General features: G+C 57.5%; 10 protein-coding genes. 5 read left to right on the top strand and 5 right to left on the bottom strand.

From position 1 onward, the window contains the following. The first annotated feature begins 1 nt into the window (after position 1). From HY010_14665 to HY010_14645, 5 genes are all read left to right on the top strand, one after another. Entirely contained in the window at positions 2-1,798 is a 1,797-nt protein-coding gene (locus HY010_14665; GenBank protein ID MBI3476971.1) for a CRTAC1 family protein, read from the top strand. Continuing rightward, positions 1,795-2,655 carry a hypothetical protein gene (locus HY010_14660; protein MBI3476970.1) on the top strand — a complete coding sequence of 287 codons (861 nt, stop codon included), beginning with the start codon at positions 1,795-1,797 and terminating at the stop codon, positions 2,653-2,655. The genes HY010_14665 and HY010_14660 overlap by 4 nt, the downstream gene beginning before the upstream one ends. A 40-nt stretch (positions 2,656-2,695) precedes the next feature. Next, positions 2,696-4,522, top strand: coding sequence for a CRTAC1 family protein (locus tag HY010_14655; GenBank protein MBI3476969.1), 1,827 nt, complete (start codon positions 2,696-2,698; stop codon positions 4,520-4,522). Between the two features lie 181 nt (positions 4,523-4,703). Beyond that, complete coding sequence (locus tag HY010_14650) at positions 4,704-5,348, top strand: DinB family protein (GenBank protein MBI3476968.1); 645 nt, start codon at positions 4,704-4,706, stop codon at positions 5,346-5,348. 21 nt (positions 5,349-5,369) lie between these two features. Beyond that, complete coding sequence (locus HY010_14645; protein ID MBI3476967.1) at positions 5,370-6,695, top strand: tryptophan 7-halogenase; 1,326 nt, start codon at positions 5,370-5,372, stop codon at positions 6,693-6,695. Between the two features lie 36 nt (positions 6,696-6,731). Here HY010_14645 and HY010_14640 read toward each other — a convergent pair whose 3' ends face one another. From HY010_14640 to HY010_14620, 5 genes are all read right to left on the bottom strand, one after another. Then, positions 6,732-7,823 (bottom strand): transglutaminase domain-containing protein, encoded by a 1,092-nt coding sequence (locus tag HY010_14640; GenBank protein MBI3476966.1) that lies wholly within the window; start codon positions 7,821-7,823, stop codon positions 6,732-6,734. Between the two features lie 71 nt (positions 7,824-7,894). Beyond that, positions 7,895-9,163 (bottom strand): MFS transporter, encoded by a 1,269-nt coding sequence (locus tag HY010_14635; GenBank protein ID MBI3476965.1) that lies wholly within the window; start codon positions 9,161-9,163, stop codon positions 7,895-7,897. A gap of 430 nt (positions 9,164-9,593) precedes the next feature. Next, positions 9,594-13,946, bottom strand: coding sequence for a VCBS repeat-containing protein (locus HY010_14630; GenBank protein MBI3476964.1), 4,353 nt, complete (start codon positions 13,944-13,946; stop codon positions 9,594-9,596). A gap of 122 nt (positions 13,947-14,068) precedes the next feature. Next, positions 14,069-14,749, bottom strand: coding sequence for a hypothetical protein (locus tag HY010_14625; protein ID MBI3476963.1), 681 nt, complete (start codon positions 14,747-14,749; stop codon positions 14,069-14,071). 112 nt (positions 14,750-14,861) lie between these two features. Then, on the bottom strand, positions 14,862-15,407 hold the full coding sequence (locus tag HY010_14620) for a hypothetical protein (GenBank protein ID MBI3476962.1): 546 nt from the start codon (positions 15,405-15,407) through the stop codon (positions 14,862-14,864). Positions 15,408-15,420 lie beyond the last annotated feature (13 nt).

The raw sequence follows: 15,420 nt of genomic DNA, 5'->3' as shown, positions 1-15,420 counted from the left end.
AATGAAACAGGGCCGGATTACACGCATTGTGCTCGCTGTCCTCTTTGCGGGACTGGTGGTGAGTCCGCTGGTGATCAAACGACTTTCCTCCGGGCGCAATTCCGGGTCAGTGAAGCTCGACGCCAAGGAAGCGCTCGCTCATCACGGGTTCTACCTCGAAGAAGTCTCCCACGCGGCTGGCGTCAACTTCGTGCATCAGGCTCCGACCCTCGACCACAAGTTAGATCACATCATGCCGCAAGTCGCGTCGATGGGAGCTGCCGTGTCCATAGTCGATTTCGATCGCGACGGCTGGCCTGATATCTACGTCACCAACAGCGGCGAGGGTAGCAAGAATGCGTTGTATCGCAACCAGCACGACGGCACGTTTAAGGATGTAGCCGGCGAGATGAGCATCGCGGATGTGAACCAACCTGGAACCGGCGTCTCGATGGGTGCGGTATGGGGCGATTACGACAACGACGGATATGAAGACCTTTTTCTTTACAAGTGGGGCCGTCCCGAGTTGTTCCACAACAATCAGGGCCACGGTTTCACGAAGGCAACCGAGCGGGCTGGACTACCCGCGTGGCTGAACGCGAACACCGCGATCTGGCTCGATTACGACGGCGACGGACTGCTCGACTTGTTCATCGGCGGCTACTATTCCGAGAAGATCGACCTCTGGCATCTCGCCGATACCCGCATGATGCCGGAGAGCTTCGAGTACGCGAAGAACGGCGGGCGCAAATATCTACTGCACAATCTCGGCGGCGGCAAATTCGAAGACATCACCGAGAAGGCGGGAATCGACAGTCATCATTGGACACTAGCCGCGACAGCCGCCGATCTGCGTGGCAACGGGCATCCGGATTTGTTCATCGCCAACGATTACGGAATCTCCGAACTCTACTTCAACGACGGAAAGCGGTTCCACGATGTCGGTGAGCAGACTGGCGTAGGTTTCTCGCCAAAGAGCGGCATGAACGCGGCTTTTGGAGACATCTTCAATCGTGGCGCGTACTCGATTTATGTTTCTAATATTTCCGAAGACGGCGTGCTCATCCAGGGAAACAATATGTGGGTTCCGAAAGAAGGCACGTCAGGCAACGCGTTGCACTATGAAAACCTTGCGCGTGATCTGGGCGTGGAACTTGGTGGATGGAGCTTCGGCGCGCAGTTTGGTGACCTGAACAACGACGGTACGCTCGACCTCTACCTCACCAACGGCTACGTCTCTCTTGATCGAACCCGCAGCTACTGGTACGACTTTTCGAAAATCGCGGGCGGCAATACGCTGATCATCGGCGACGCCAAGAATTGGCCTGCGATGGAAGGCCGCAGTCTGTCGGGATATCAACACAAGCGCGTCTGGATGAACGATGGCGCAGGCAAATTTATCGATGTCGCACAATCGGTCGGTGTCAGCGATACCTACGATGGACGATCCGTGGCGCTGGTTGACTTGTGGAATCGCGGCGTTCTCGACGTCGTGGCCGCTAATCAACGCGGCCCGCTGTTGATTTACAAGAACACGGTCGCTCCCGAGAATCAATGGATCGAGTTTGACCTCGAAGGCACAACCAGCAACCGGAGCGCGATCGGCGCGCAAGTGACACTTTTCTGGAACGGCCAACAGCAAGCACAAGAGGTTTCCGGAGGCAGCGGATTCTGTGCGCAGAACCAGCGCCCGTTACATTTTGGCTTGGGCAAGAACGCAAAAATTGAGAAAGCCGTGATCCGCTGGCCGTCCGGTAAAGTTCAAACTGTGGAGAGCCCCGCTGTCAATCAGGCGCACAAGATCAAGGAGGCTGCATGAGCACACAGACCGCTCCGGTCACGCCGTCGATCGCGCCGCAGTCTTCGGGCGCGCTCAAGCGCTTCTTTGGTCCGGAAAACCGTTATCTGGCGCCGATTTTCATCACTTGCATTCTGCTGGCCGGCCATCTTTCGTTTGGCATTCTGGAGAGCTACCAGAAAACCGCGCTGGCGATTGTTACCAGCGTTGCGGCCGAGCTCACGCTGGGATGGCTGCTGATGCGCAAGTGGCTTCATCCCGCGAGCGCATACATTAGCGGCATCAGCGTGGGAATCCTAGTTCGTTCTCCCGCGTATTGGCCGTATGTGGTGTGCAGCTTGCTTTCGATTTCGTCGAAGTATGTCTTGCGGCTGAAGAATCGCCACATCTGGAATCCGTCGAACTTCGGGATATCTGTATTGCTATTTCTCGCGCCCGAAACGGTTGCGACCCTCAGCATTCAGTGGGGAAACAATGTCTGGCCGATGCTCGTCATTTGGGTTCTGGGCTCAGTGATTATCTATCGCGTCCACCGTTTTAACATCACCGCCACTTACGTGCTGTCGTTTATCGCCTTCGCCTTTGTACGAAGCTGGTTTACCGGCAGCCCGTGGCTTGCAGAAGTCGCGCCGCTGACCGGGCCGATGTACCAGCTCTTCATCTTCTTTATGATCACGGACCCGAAGACGACGGTGCGCAACCGGAAAGCGCAGTGCGTGGTGGCTTTCCTGATTGCATTTGTCGAAATGATATTCCGTCTCGAACAGGTCGTTTATGCGCCGTTCTATGCGCTCTTTCTCGTTGGCCCGGCTGCGTTTCTGATCGAGATGTGGTGGGATTCGCGGCGCGCCGTGGCAAAGGTGCCCGCGACCGCCTAAGCAAGTTCATAAGGAAGTGCGGATTACGAAGTCGATATTCATGCCAAAGACCCGAAGCGCCTGGAATCTCGTCATCGTCATTATTGCGATCGTTTTCCTGGCGAGTTGCAAGCGAACTCCTCCGGCGGAATCCACGACGGCTTCGCCTGCGGTGACCTCGAACGAAACTCCGGTCAGTGCGGAACCCGCGCCAGCGGTACCTTCATCCCAAACCGTCGCTGCCTCGCGCCCTTCCGGCCCCATCCAGTTCACCGACGTCACCGCGGAAGCGGGCATTCACTTCAAATACAACAACGGTGCTTTCGGAAAAAAGTACCTTCCCGAAACTATGGGTCCCGGCGTCTGCTTCCTGGACTACGACAACGACGGATGGCAGGACATTCTACTGATCAATTCGACGGATTGGCCCGGACATCAGACAACGAAGTCATTTTCCACCCTCTATCACAACAATCACGACGGCACCTTCACCGACGTCACGCGCGCCGCCGGCCTTTTGTTTGAAGGTTATGGATTGGGCTGCGCTGCTGCCGACTACGATAACGATGGCAATGTCGATATCTACATCACCGCAGTAGGATCGAACCATCTGTTCCGCAATCTGGGCAATGGAAAATTCGCCGATGTCACGGCAAAGGCAGGCGTTGCCGATCCTGGATTCTCAACCAGTGCGGCGTGGTTCGACTACGACAACGATGGCAAGCTCGACCTCTTCGTCGCGCACTACATCGACTGGTCGATCGAAAAAGATCAGTTCTGCACTCTCGACGGCAAGAACAAGTCGTACTGCACGCCGCAAGCTTTCAAGGGCGAGAGTTCAACGCTGTTTCATAACAAAGGCAATGGAACTTTCGAGAACGTAACCCAGCGCGCCGGTCTGCATGACCCGACCAGCAAGTCTCTCGGTATTGCACTGCTCGACTACGACAACGATGGCTGGCTCGACCTGTTCGTTTCGAACGACACCGAACCGAACAAGCTCTACCACAACAATCACAACGGCACTTTCACGGACGAAGCCATTGCCGCAGGCGTCGCGTATGGCGATGCGGGAACCGTCCGCGCGGGCATGGGCACCGATGCGGCCGACTACGACAATTCCGGATGGCAAAGCCTGGTCATCGGCAACTTCACCAACGAAGGGATGGCTCTCTATCACAACGACGGTTCGGGTTTGTTTACGGATGAGGCAGGGGCCTCCGGGCTCAGCCGGATGTCGGTGCAATCGCTGACGTTCGGATCTTTTTTCTTTGACTACGATCTCGATGGGCTACTCGATATTGTCGCAGTCAACGGGCACGTGGCGGACGATATCAACGTGGTCCAACCGAAAGTGAAGTACGCGCAACCTCCGCACCTCTTCCGCAACAAAGGCAAGAGTAAGTTCGAAGAAGTCACGGCCCAACTCGGCCGCGCTCTGCAACAACCAATCGTTGGACGCGGCGCGGCCTATGGGGATTTCGACAACGACGGCGACTTGGACTTGCTTCTCACCGCCAACAACGGACCGGTACGGCTCCTGCGGAATGAAAATGGAAATCAGAACGACGTCCTGCGAGTAAGGACCGTAGGAACGCGATCGAACCGCGACGGCATTGGCGCGAAAGTCACGCTGAAGAACAGTAATGGCGTCCGCCAGTTTCAGATGGTGAAAACCGGGTCGAGTTATTTGTCGCAGAGCGAACTGACTCTGACGTTCGGCCTGGGCAGACCGGAAGAAGGAAAGACGGTAAGCCTGGAGATCGTCTGGCCCAGCGGCCGCAAGGACTCCATCTCCGACGTGAAGGCGAATCAGTTCATCACGGTCCAGGAAGGTAAGGGGATTGTGGCGGCGCGTCCGATTGCGTTTGCGAAACCCGCGCCCTAGGCATCACAACCTTCACCCATTCGGCCCGACGTCACTCCAATAACTCAGATAACTCATTCATCCTAATAAACTTGTACTGACTCCAGGATCCGCACGAACCATCCCATCCAGCTCTCTAATACTTTTTAACTATGGCCCGCCTCGACCCTTCACAGCTAACGTGCCGAAGTTGGATATGGGAATGTTCAGCGAAGCGACGGGTGCCCTCCTGCGCGTGCCGGAGTTTCTTCGCGTGCCGATCCGCAGCGGGGTAGCCCTGGTATCGACCAGGCAGCTTGAAGCTGTCTTGCGCCAGGCCGAGGGCGTAACCCTGAAAGCCGGGGACTTGGTCGCCAACCGCTGTGAGGCTGATCTCACAACTAGTCTCGAACCTGCTTCGTGGTCGGTGACTCAGTGTCTGGATCATCTGGCTCGAACAACGAATGCGTTCCTCCCTGCGATCTCAGCTGCTATCGTTCGCGCTCCGCGTCTTGCCACCAACCGGGCGTTGCGGACGGGAACGCTCACACGACTATTCATCAGGAATCTGGAGCCGCCTTACCGGCTTCGCTTCAAGGTCCTCGCGCCGCTTGTGCCGCGTAAGTGCGGCTTCCATTCCGCATGGGAAGCGTTTGAACAGTCGCAGGTCGAGCTTACGACGACGATTCAATCCGCGATCGGCTTGGCTGTTGATCAGGTGAAAGTAAAGTCACCTGTGTATGGTCGTCTAAGCTATAACGCGTACGGCGCCCTGCGCATGCTGGCCGCGCATGAGCGTCGCCACCTGTGGCAGATGGAACAGATACTGAAGGCGCTCGACCGCGCACCCGCCCGCAAGGCATCCTAAATCCGTACAATTTAGATATTCATGTCTGACCCGCTCCCGGTGACACCCTGCGATGTAACGGTTATCGGCGGTGGCTTGGCTGGAAAAGCAGCCGCACTGCATCTGGTCAGAGCCGGCTTGAAAGTCGTCTGCATCGAGCCGCCCCAGGCCGTTCGACCACCGGTTGGGGAATCGCTCGATTGGTCGGCGCCCGCTCTTTTGAGCACACTTGGACTGACTCCAGAAAGTTTGCTCGCATCCCGCATTGCCACCTGGAAACGGCATGTCACTTTGAAAATGCGCGATGGTTGCGACGCGCACTACGTCCCCTCGGAATGGCTCGGAGGGCCTCCCTTCTACGTCAATCTCGCGACACTCCATGTGGAGCGAACACAACTGGATGATGAAATCCTGAAAATGGTGGTAGACGAAGGGGTCACGTTTGTGCGCGATCGGGTGGTTGACCTCGAAACCGACGGCAGAACGATTCGCGCAGTCCAAACCGAGAGCGGCGCGCGTTTCACCTCTCCCTGGCTCATTGACGCTTCCGGAATTGGCGCCTCACTGGTGGCGCGAAAGCTAGGCCTGCCAACTCTGCAATATGGCCCGACCAAGGTAGCGATGTGGACTTACTTCAAAGTGACAGAGGAAGTCGAGGGAACGACTCTCTACATGGACCCGCAACCCGCGGAATATCTCGAATGGCTTTGGGAAATTCCCGTGAGCCCCGGCATCGTGAGCGTGGGATACATCGCTCCGGGGACGGCGATTAAAGGCAAGCGCGATGTCGAAGGATCGGTTGAGAATATTTTTCGTCAGCAACTCGCCAAGTTCTCGCGCTTCGACCCCCTTCTGCAACAAGGAGCACTGAGCGAGGTGAACGTGACTTCATTTCGCTGCCGGGTTCACACGGAATCTGCCGGACCGAACTGGCTCATTGCCGGCGAAGCGGCGTCGCTCGTCGATCCCATGACTTCCAATGGAGTCACCGCAGCCCTTCGGCATGCCGCCGAGGCCGCAGCCCTGATCCTAAAATTTCGCACGCGAGGAGAATTGCCCCAGCGCGCCAGGAAGGCTTACAGTAGCCGGATTTTGCAGATGGCAAAGTTTTTTAACGAGGGGATCGAAAAGATTCTCTATGAGCCGGTGGTAAGAAATCACATCGGACTGTCGACCGCGGGGACAGCCTATACAAGTCCGGCATGGAGCATGAACGTGGTGTATGCGCGTCTAGGCCCAACCGGATTGTGGTCGACATGGATCCTGAATGCCATGCTCGGATTCTTTCGGATGAGTGCCTCGATCCTGTACTGGTACTGTGGCCTGCGGAAATCTCCGGTCGCACGCCAACAATGCAAAGTGACGTGAAGTCAGGCCGCTCAGTTCGGATGAGGAGCAATATTGCTAGCTCATCTCCTTCACCGTGATTTCATACTTGAAGTTGTCCGGATCGAACGGATCCACTCGTCCCCCGCCCGTCTCCGCCTGTGGATACATGAAATACACCAGCGGCTGCTTGGCGGAGCCTGGCAACTCGATATCGTGAGCGTAGTTATAAGCCATCCAATTCATCTCCCATGAGCCGAACAGGCGCTTGCGCGCCTTCGACACCATCTCATCGCTCAATGGACGATTCCCGGGTGGCTCCTCCAGAACTACCTTGCGTACATCCGCTGGGTCTACCGGGACCCAGCCGTACTCCCGAAGGTATACCTCCGTGCGGCAGTGCTGGCCCTTGGTCGCCTTGTCCGTTGCGAGTCCAAGACTCTTGTAGCCCAAGTCCGATTTGGCGATTCGCAAACCATAAATATGCCGCGCCGGCAGTCCTACGGAACGTGCCAGGCCAACGTAAAGTGCATTCAGGTCGGCGCATTTTCCACCCAAATCGCCTGTCTCCAGCATCGCGCGAATGTCGCCGCGCCCGCAGCCTCGGACCTTTGGATCGCGAAAGGTGTTGTCCACTACCCAGTCGTAAACGGCCCGAGCCTTCTCCAAATCAGTGGTTGCGCCCGCGGTCGCCTTGAGCGCGGTTTCTTTCACAATGCCGACGGTCGGCACAAATCGGGTCGGTTTGAGAAAGAAGTCGATCTCCTCTTTTGAAACATGCGGCGCTTTGCCCGGTTTCGAGAGATCGACGCCATAGCCTTTCAGCGAAACACGGCTGGTCAGCGTCAGCACTGGGGTCGCCTTTTCGGGATACGACGCCGACACGATGCCGAGTGCACTCGGCTTGTCCTTGGTGAACCTGGCCGATCCGCCTGTAGCGCTGAACTTGTTGGAATGCGTTCGCTGAAACGGCGTATCACGAAGCAGCGCGGAAGGCAGCCAGATGTGCGTCACTCCATTTGGCTTCAGGACTTCTACCCTGGTGGTGACCTCAAAGGTCCTCCACCCGCCGCCCGACTGAACCGCGTCGGCAAATGCTGGGATTGATTTTGTGAATGCCAAACCAGCGCAGGCTGCGCCGGTCGATTGGAGAAAGTTTCGCCGATTCATAAGTTCGCCCCTTGAAAACGAAAAGAATACACGTTATGTCCTGCGACAAAACTGTTCAGTTTGACGTGAAATCACGATGCGATCTGGGTGTCAGGAGCCAGGTCTCCCAGAACGCCGGCTGACTCCGCCGGATAACGCGGCAACAGCAGGCTGAGCGCGGCTCCACCAACACAAGTCAGCGCAAGCGCAAAGATCATTCGCGGCTGATACATGCCAAAGCGATCGTAAAACCTGCCGATGGCGACCGGTCCGGTGGCGCCCCCGACGGCATACGCCGTCCAAGTTAAACCGTAGAGCGCTGCAAAATGTTTCCGGCCAAAGTAGCGGGCGATGAGATAGGGCACGACGTCCGCTTCACTGCCCAGGCCGTAGCCCAGCAATGCTGTCCCCATCCAAGCCGTAGTGGCCGTGGCGGCGGTCGACAGAGTGAAAATGCCGACGGCCGCAATCGCCAGCATCAGCATGGAAATATACGGAGCGAAGTAGCGATCCAGCAGGAAGCCAGTCGTCAGCCGGCCCAGGATACTGGTTGCACCCATCACGGAGAGAGCAAGGGCTGCACTTTCTCCCGAAACGCCGCGCTCGGTGAGCATCGCGGCCAGATGCGATACCAATCCATTCGATCCAAACGCCTCCAGCATGATCATGATCGCCATGATCCAGAACACGACTCCGCGGAGCGCTGTGCCCACCGAAACTCCGGTCGCAAAGGTTTCATCGGAATGCGTTGCGCTCACCGGACGGTTTCGCACCAGAAGCGCCGCCAGCGGAAAACCAAGTAACGCGATGCAGCCGAGCGTAACGTAGGCGCTGCGCCAGCCATAGGCGTGGATGACGGCTTGCGTCACCAGCGGGACCACAATCGACCCGGTGCCGCTTCCCGTGAGCACGATCGCCAGCGCGAGTCCGCGGTGTCGTTGAAACCAGGTGAGCACTGCGCGTGTATACGCAAGCTGCGCCGTTCCATTTCCCACGACGCCCAGAACAAAATATGTCAGATAAAACTGCGTGATGTGAGACGTAAGCAAACTCAACGACAGGTACGCGAGGCTGAAGATAATGATGCTGGGGAGAATGATCCACCGTGGGGGAAAGCGATCAAGTAGTATTCCGATGCCCGGCGAGAAAACCGCCACCGTAATCGCCGCAATGCCGAACGCGCTGGAAATGGCCTCCCGATGCCAGCCGAATGACTTGGATAGCGGCTCCAGAAACAGGCTGAATGTGTACGGCATAATGGCGGCAAAGCTCACCATCACGCCGACGAACGCCGCCAGACACACTCCCCATCCTGGGTAGCGAATCGAACTTTCAGTTGTGTGCTTGTTATCGTCCAGCATGATCCTGCTTTACCGTGTTGGAGCCGCGCAGCGGTTTGAGTCGAGTTGTCGGAACTTAAATAGAAAAAGGATCACGAGCAATAGCAGGAAAACACTAGAGATCGGTGGCGCTCTCCCGTGTAGCATCCCCGCCTGACGATATTCCGGTCACAGGAGAATCCCGGTGCGTTCCGCGTGAACAGAAATCTTGTTTTCCCAAAGCAGGGCCATTTACTAATCGGTGGCGTCACTAACGCTCTTCCTCGGCGAAGTGCATATTCTTGCCGGTAGAGCGCTAGGTGTGGGGAACGGGCTGGCTCGGGAACGGGCCCCAAGTCAAGCCACTCGACCCGAGGCGATTGAACAGTGCCATTCGAAGGAGTGACCTAAATTCTGAGTCCACGGACTTGCAGCCGCTGTCCTTGGACCTACACGGTGGCGGCGATCAATCTCAATTCACCTGCTGGGTTAGCGTCGCCGAGCTGCCGGTGACGTTGGGATTCCCGGCATAGGTTGCGGTGATGACGTTTGCTCCTGGTGGCAACGATCTCGTCGAAATGCTGGCTTTGCCGCCGGCTAAGGTCACAGTTCCCAGATTTACGCCGCCGGCGGAGAACGTTACCGATCCTTTTGCCACAGCCCCGGTGTTGGTAGCTACGGATGCGCTAAATTTCACAGATTGCCCGGCTCTTGAAGGGTTTATCGACGAGGTAAGGGTTGTGGTCGAAGAGGCCAAGTTCACGGTTTCATTTAACGCTGACGAGTTACTCTTCGCGTTGCGCCCGTTACCGTTATAAGTCGCGGTTAGCGAGTAAACACCAGCAGCTAGACCGCTAACAGGCAGGGTTGCTGTCCCGTCATTGCGCAGCGTCGCCGTTCCCAAGAGGGAACCTCCATTGCGGAATGTGACTGTGCCCGTAGCAGACGCCGTATCCAGAGCGGTCACGGTGGCAGTCAGCGATACGGTCTGGCCATAGGTTGCGGGGTTCAAGTCCGAGGCCAGAGTCGTTGTAGTCGTATAGCGATTTACTCTTTGGATCATCGCCGCCGAACTCCGTCCAAAAAAGGCGTCGCCTTGATAGATCGCAATGATCCTGCTTCTTCCAAGTGGCAAATTGGAAGTCGTGAAAGAAGCTGCCCCACCCACGATCGCGGCCGTTCCCAAATTCGCTGCGCCACGTTTGAAAGTGATGGTCCCCCCGTCCGGAGGTCTCCCGGTCCCGAAAGTCGCCGTGAAAGTGACGGCCTGGCTTACAAAAGAAGGATTCAGCGAGGAGGTCACAGTCAAGGTAGTCGGAACCTGCTGGGATACGACGCTTTGGATCAATGGGGCGGAAGTGCTGCCTGCGTAATTGTTGTCGCCTGAGTACTGAGCGGTAATGGAGCGATTCCCCGCAGCGGAAAATGATGTCGTCACCGACGCCGTATTTCCTGCGACGGAGACAGTCCCCAGATTCGTGGTGCCCGCGAAGAATACGACCGAACCTGTCGCGGAACCCGCAGCCGGCGAGGTAATCGTTGCCGTGAACGTGATGGGCTGATTCACAAACTGGGGATTGGCCGAAGACGTCAACTGCACGGCGGTGCTGGCCTGATTTACGAGCAAGCCAACACTTGCGTTTGCTGAAGTGTAGTTCGCGGTGTCGGTTGGGGTGAACGCAGCCGAGAGGGTTTGGTTGCCGGCCGCAAGAACCGTGCCGGCTGGAGGTGTGTAGATAAAGGTTCCCGCAGTATTGGCGGTAGCGTTGAGTTGTGTCACCGAGAGCGCCGTTCCATACGTTATCGGAGCGGGCGCGGGCCAGGTGATGATTGGCGTCACGTGCGACGTCACGACGGCTGGCGCGTCGCTCACATGGATGCTCTCGTTCACGTTAATCATGGCAGCCAGCAGGAGGCCGGGGCTATCCGTCACGAGAATCTTCTCGTTGACGATCATCATTACCGACTTCAGAAGCTCGGGGCTGTCCGTCACGTGAATCGTTTCGGCGACGTCGATGACCACAAGTCCGTTTCCGTTTACCAACTGGCTCAGAGGTAGTGACCTGCTTGCTCTGAAGTCTGCGTCGGAACCGTAAACAGCCGTGATTGTGTGCGTCCCTTCGCTCAGACTGGACACACTAATAATCGCCACGCCGTTCGACAGCAGTTGGGTGCCCAACACTGCGGCGCCGTCCTTGAAGGTCACGTGTCCGCTGGGCGTACCCGAACCTGCACTCGTAACGTTGGCCGTGAAGTCCACGGTCTGGCCAAGCTCGGATGGATTGAGCGAAGAAAACAGAGTTGTCGTCGTTGCGGCACGGGGACTGATGTTCAGCAGGATTGTGACGCCGCCAACCGCAATATCCGGCTTCCCATTTTCGTCGAGATCTCCCACCGCGAGTCCACCGGGCGGAATCAGACCGGCAGTATCCGTGAACCTTCCATCGCCATTCCCAAGGAACAATGAGCCGTCACTGGATGCCACATCCAGTATTCCGTCGCCATCGAAGTCCGCCACTGCCAGATGTCCGGTGAAACCAGCTTCCGCCAGCGAATTAATCGCCGATTGAAAAGTTCCATCGCCATTACCCAGCAGCACGCTCACAAAACTCTCGTTGCTCACGATCAGGTCGGGTTTGGCGTCGCCGTTCAGATCGGCTACGGCCAGCGAATGGGCAAAGAACGATCCCGAATCGTAAATTTGGGCTGCCTGATAGGCGCCACCTCCGTTGCCCAACAAAACCGCCACTTGTCCGTGGTCACTACAGGATGCGGTCAGACAATTGTCCAGCACCAGCAGATCGGGAACGCCATCGCCGTTCACGTCCGTCGCGGCGATCGAATTTGGGGAGAATCCCCCTGATGCGAATGTTTGCGCCGCGCCGAACGCCCCAGTGCCATCGCCTAACAGAATGCTCACTGTGCCACTGCCGCAATCCGCGCCGCTCACACACTGATTGGCGACCAACAGGTCTGGCATACCATCGCTGTTCAAGTCCGCGATCGCGACCGAACTGGCGAAGTATCCACCGGAATCATAGGTCACCACAGATTGAAAAGTGCCGTCACCATTCCCGAGGAGAATACCCACCAGCCCGTTCTTCGAGGGATCGCAGCAGGCGGTGGGGGGGTACTGGTTCGCAACGATCAAGTCCAGCTTGCCGTCCCCGTTCACGTCGGCGACTTTCACCGCCTCGACGTTCGACGGGTCTGGAGAGCTTCCTCCGGAGTCGTAAGTCAAGGGAGGTTGCAAAGTGCCGTCACCGTTCCCTAACAAGACGTCCACGGATCCTGTGCAGGAGGGAGGAGTACATGCACTCGCCACGATCACATCGGGCTTTCCGTCTCCGTTCACGTCCGCCATGGTCGCGGACGTGTTGAGGTTGGCGCCGGGGCTGTAGATTGGCGCCGCCTGAAAGCTGCCGTCGCCATGACCCAACATCACGGCCACTGAGCCGCGCGAATCAGAACTGTTGAGTTGCCCGTTCGCCACAATGACGTCGGGCTTGCCGTCGGCGTTGGTATCAGCGGCCGCGATGGCGGTTGCACTGTTGCCCATCGAGTCGTAAGTGTGGATGGGCAGGAACGTGCCGTCGCCGTTGCCAAGTAGAACTCCGACCGAACCATTTTCAGCGCGGCGGTTTGCTACCAGCACGTCGGGCGTGGCATCCCCATTAACGTCCGCGATCGCAACCGACGACGCCGAGAGCCCGCCCGAATCGTAAAGCTGGGCGGACCGGAATGTGCCGTCGCCGTTCCCCAACAGCACACCAATGGCGCTGTCGGAGTCAGCACTGCAATTCCCGAAGCAGTCGTTGGCAGCCACCACGTCGAGAACGTGGTCGCCGTTCACATCCGCGACTGCGATCGCATTGGCGTAGATTCCACCGGAGGGATAGGTTTGCGGTCCTTGAAATGTTCCGTCGCCATTCCCCAGCAGGACGCCGATGGTCCCTGATACATCATTGACGGTCTTGGTGAGGTTTCCCATCACCATGTCGGCCTTGCCATCACCGTTCACATCCACCGTCACAATCGAAAATGGTGACAAACCGCCGGTGCTGTAGTTTTGCGCGGACGCGAATGTGCCGTCACCGTTTCCCAGGAAGACGGACGCCAGCCCGGAACAATTGCTGCCGGTGGTGCAACGGTTGGTCACCAGCAAATCAGGATGGGTGTCACCATTCACATCCGCGACAGCGACCGCAGTCGCGTAAAACGCTCCTGTATCCAGAGCCCTGGCTGCCTGGAATGTTCCGTCTCCGTTGCCGAACAGAAGTGCGACGGATCCTTTGCCGGAACAAACTCCCCCACCGGCACAGTTGGTCGCAACCACCAGATCGGGGTTGCCATCGCCGCTGATATCAGCAACTGCCAGCCCGTAAGGTGTGACACCGACGCCCCCGTACGCCTGCGCCGGCTGAAAGGTACCGTCGCCGCTGCCGAGTGACACTCCGATTGTCCCTTGACTGAGTCCCTGCGCTACCACGACGTCGGGGATACCGTCTTTGTTAACGTCGGTCGCAACCATGGCAAGCGGGAACACTCCCCCTGTTAGGTATGTCGGCGCCGTGAGGAAGAGCGAACTCACATCCAGACTGCCCGCGGGCACGAGAGGGACCTGCTTCTCGGTCGATCCTGTCTTGCCGCGGAGGCGGTCCGGTGTTCGCGGAAGATGTTTTGTTTGGGGGCGCAATCCCAGGACTTGGGATGCCGGAGGCCAGGGGGTTTGGCCGGGCGCAGGCAAAGCCGCCAAACGAATCAATTCAGCCGAGCCAGCCAGAACCAACACACTAGCGATGGCGAGAGCGCTTCGACGAAGCATTGAATGCTCCTTTTTCCTCATTGCACTGGCTACGCGGGAAGCGTAGCTTCACGGACTGCAAACTCATATGCCATCCTCGAAACGGTTTGCTCAATGCGATTTGTCATTGCCCGCAATTGGCGTTACGAGAAGCTGATTGTCACGGTCACTTGCACGATTTGGCCGGAGGCGACGCCGATCGGAGGGCTTGGGTGAGTGGTAGTGAACAATTCAACCGCGCCTGCAAGGCAGGGTGTTACGGGCGCAGTATTGGGGTCGCAGTACCGTGCCTCAGTCATTACGAGAGTGATCCCGAACTCCCTCAGTGCCGTTAACGAACCCCTGAGCACGAACGCCTGACCCGAAATCGAAAGGATCAAATTCTTTGAATCTGCAAAGCCAGGATCATTGGGTTCACTGATAGAGAACAGGTTGACGCCGCCCCCATCCCCAATAAGGATCCCCCAAAGCCCGACACTGTTTTGTCGGGAAAGAATGCGGGGTAGAAAGGTATCTCCCGCGTAGGCGTTCTCAAACTCGCGATGCGTAACCAGCTTGCCATCCGGATTCCGGACGTCAATGACCCAGTGCCCATGGACCTGAATACCTTCTTTGGGGCCACCCGGCTTCTCTTCCTGGGCCGCAATGCTTTGTTTTTCCGTGGGCTTGCTGGCCTCGTGAGTTGGCTGCATTCGTGAAGTGGCAGAGGTGTTGGGTTTAGAGCTCTGCGCCTGCGCGACCGCCGCCAGTGCCAGAGTCGCTGCCAGCACAATCCAGATCGCTGCGCGCACGCTTAACATACGAACATTCGACATTCCTTGCATGGCTGTAATCCTCCGGTGAATTCGTTTTAGAGTTCGTGTAACTGCACTGCTGTGAATCTGTGCTCCTGTTTGCGATCGGACTGCGTGGTCGAGATGTTCTTGCGGCGTAGGCTTACTTGGGTGTCTTGGGTTTCTTTTTTGGACCCAAGGCTCCACCGGTCGAGACACTGGCAACAATTTTGTCGATGGTCGATCGAATGATCATTCGAGGCCGGCCCCGCTGCGTGTGCACAGGTTTCTGCGATTCCACCGTGCGGATGGCTTTGGCCGCAGACCTGGCCGCCGCATCGCTCTCGAACCCGAGTGCCGCAACGAATCGGTTGTTCTCCCCCATGGCGCTGACGAAACGGACTTCGACGCCACGAGCGGCGACGGCCGTTGCGATTCGATCTCCAAGCCCTATTTCGAAGTCTCCGGAGACAATCAGTACCGGTGCGGAGCGCGCGAATCCCCTCCGGCGCGATGCCAGCACTGCGCTTCGGCTCAGCAACGGATGAACCGCAATCGTCCTGTTCTTGCGGCCGGCAACACTATGGCCGGCCGTAATTACAAGATTCGTACCCGCCTCCGAGATGGGAGCGAGTGCATCTGCCAGCATCGTCGTCGTGCTCGTCGTGTGTTTACACCAGATTGTTGTCCGGTAAACAGTGACTGCCATTTCTCCTCCTTGC

The sequence above is a fragment of the Acidobacteriota bacterium genome (assembly GCA_016196065.1).
Taxonomy (GTDB): Bacteria; Acidobacteriota; Terriglobia; order Terriglobales; family Acidobacteriaceae; genus Acidiflorens.
This window is presented reverse-complemented; position numbering and strand designations above follow the sequence as displayed.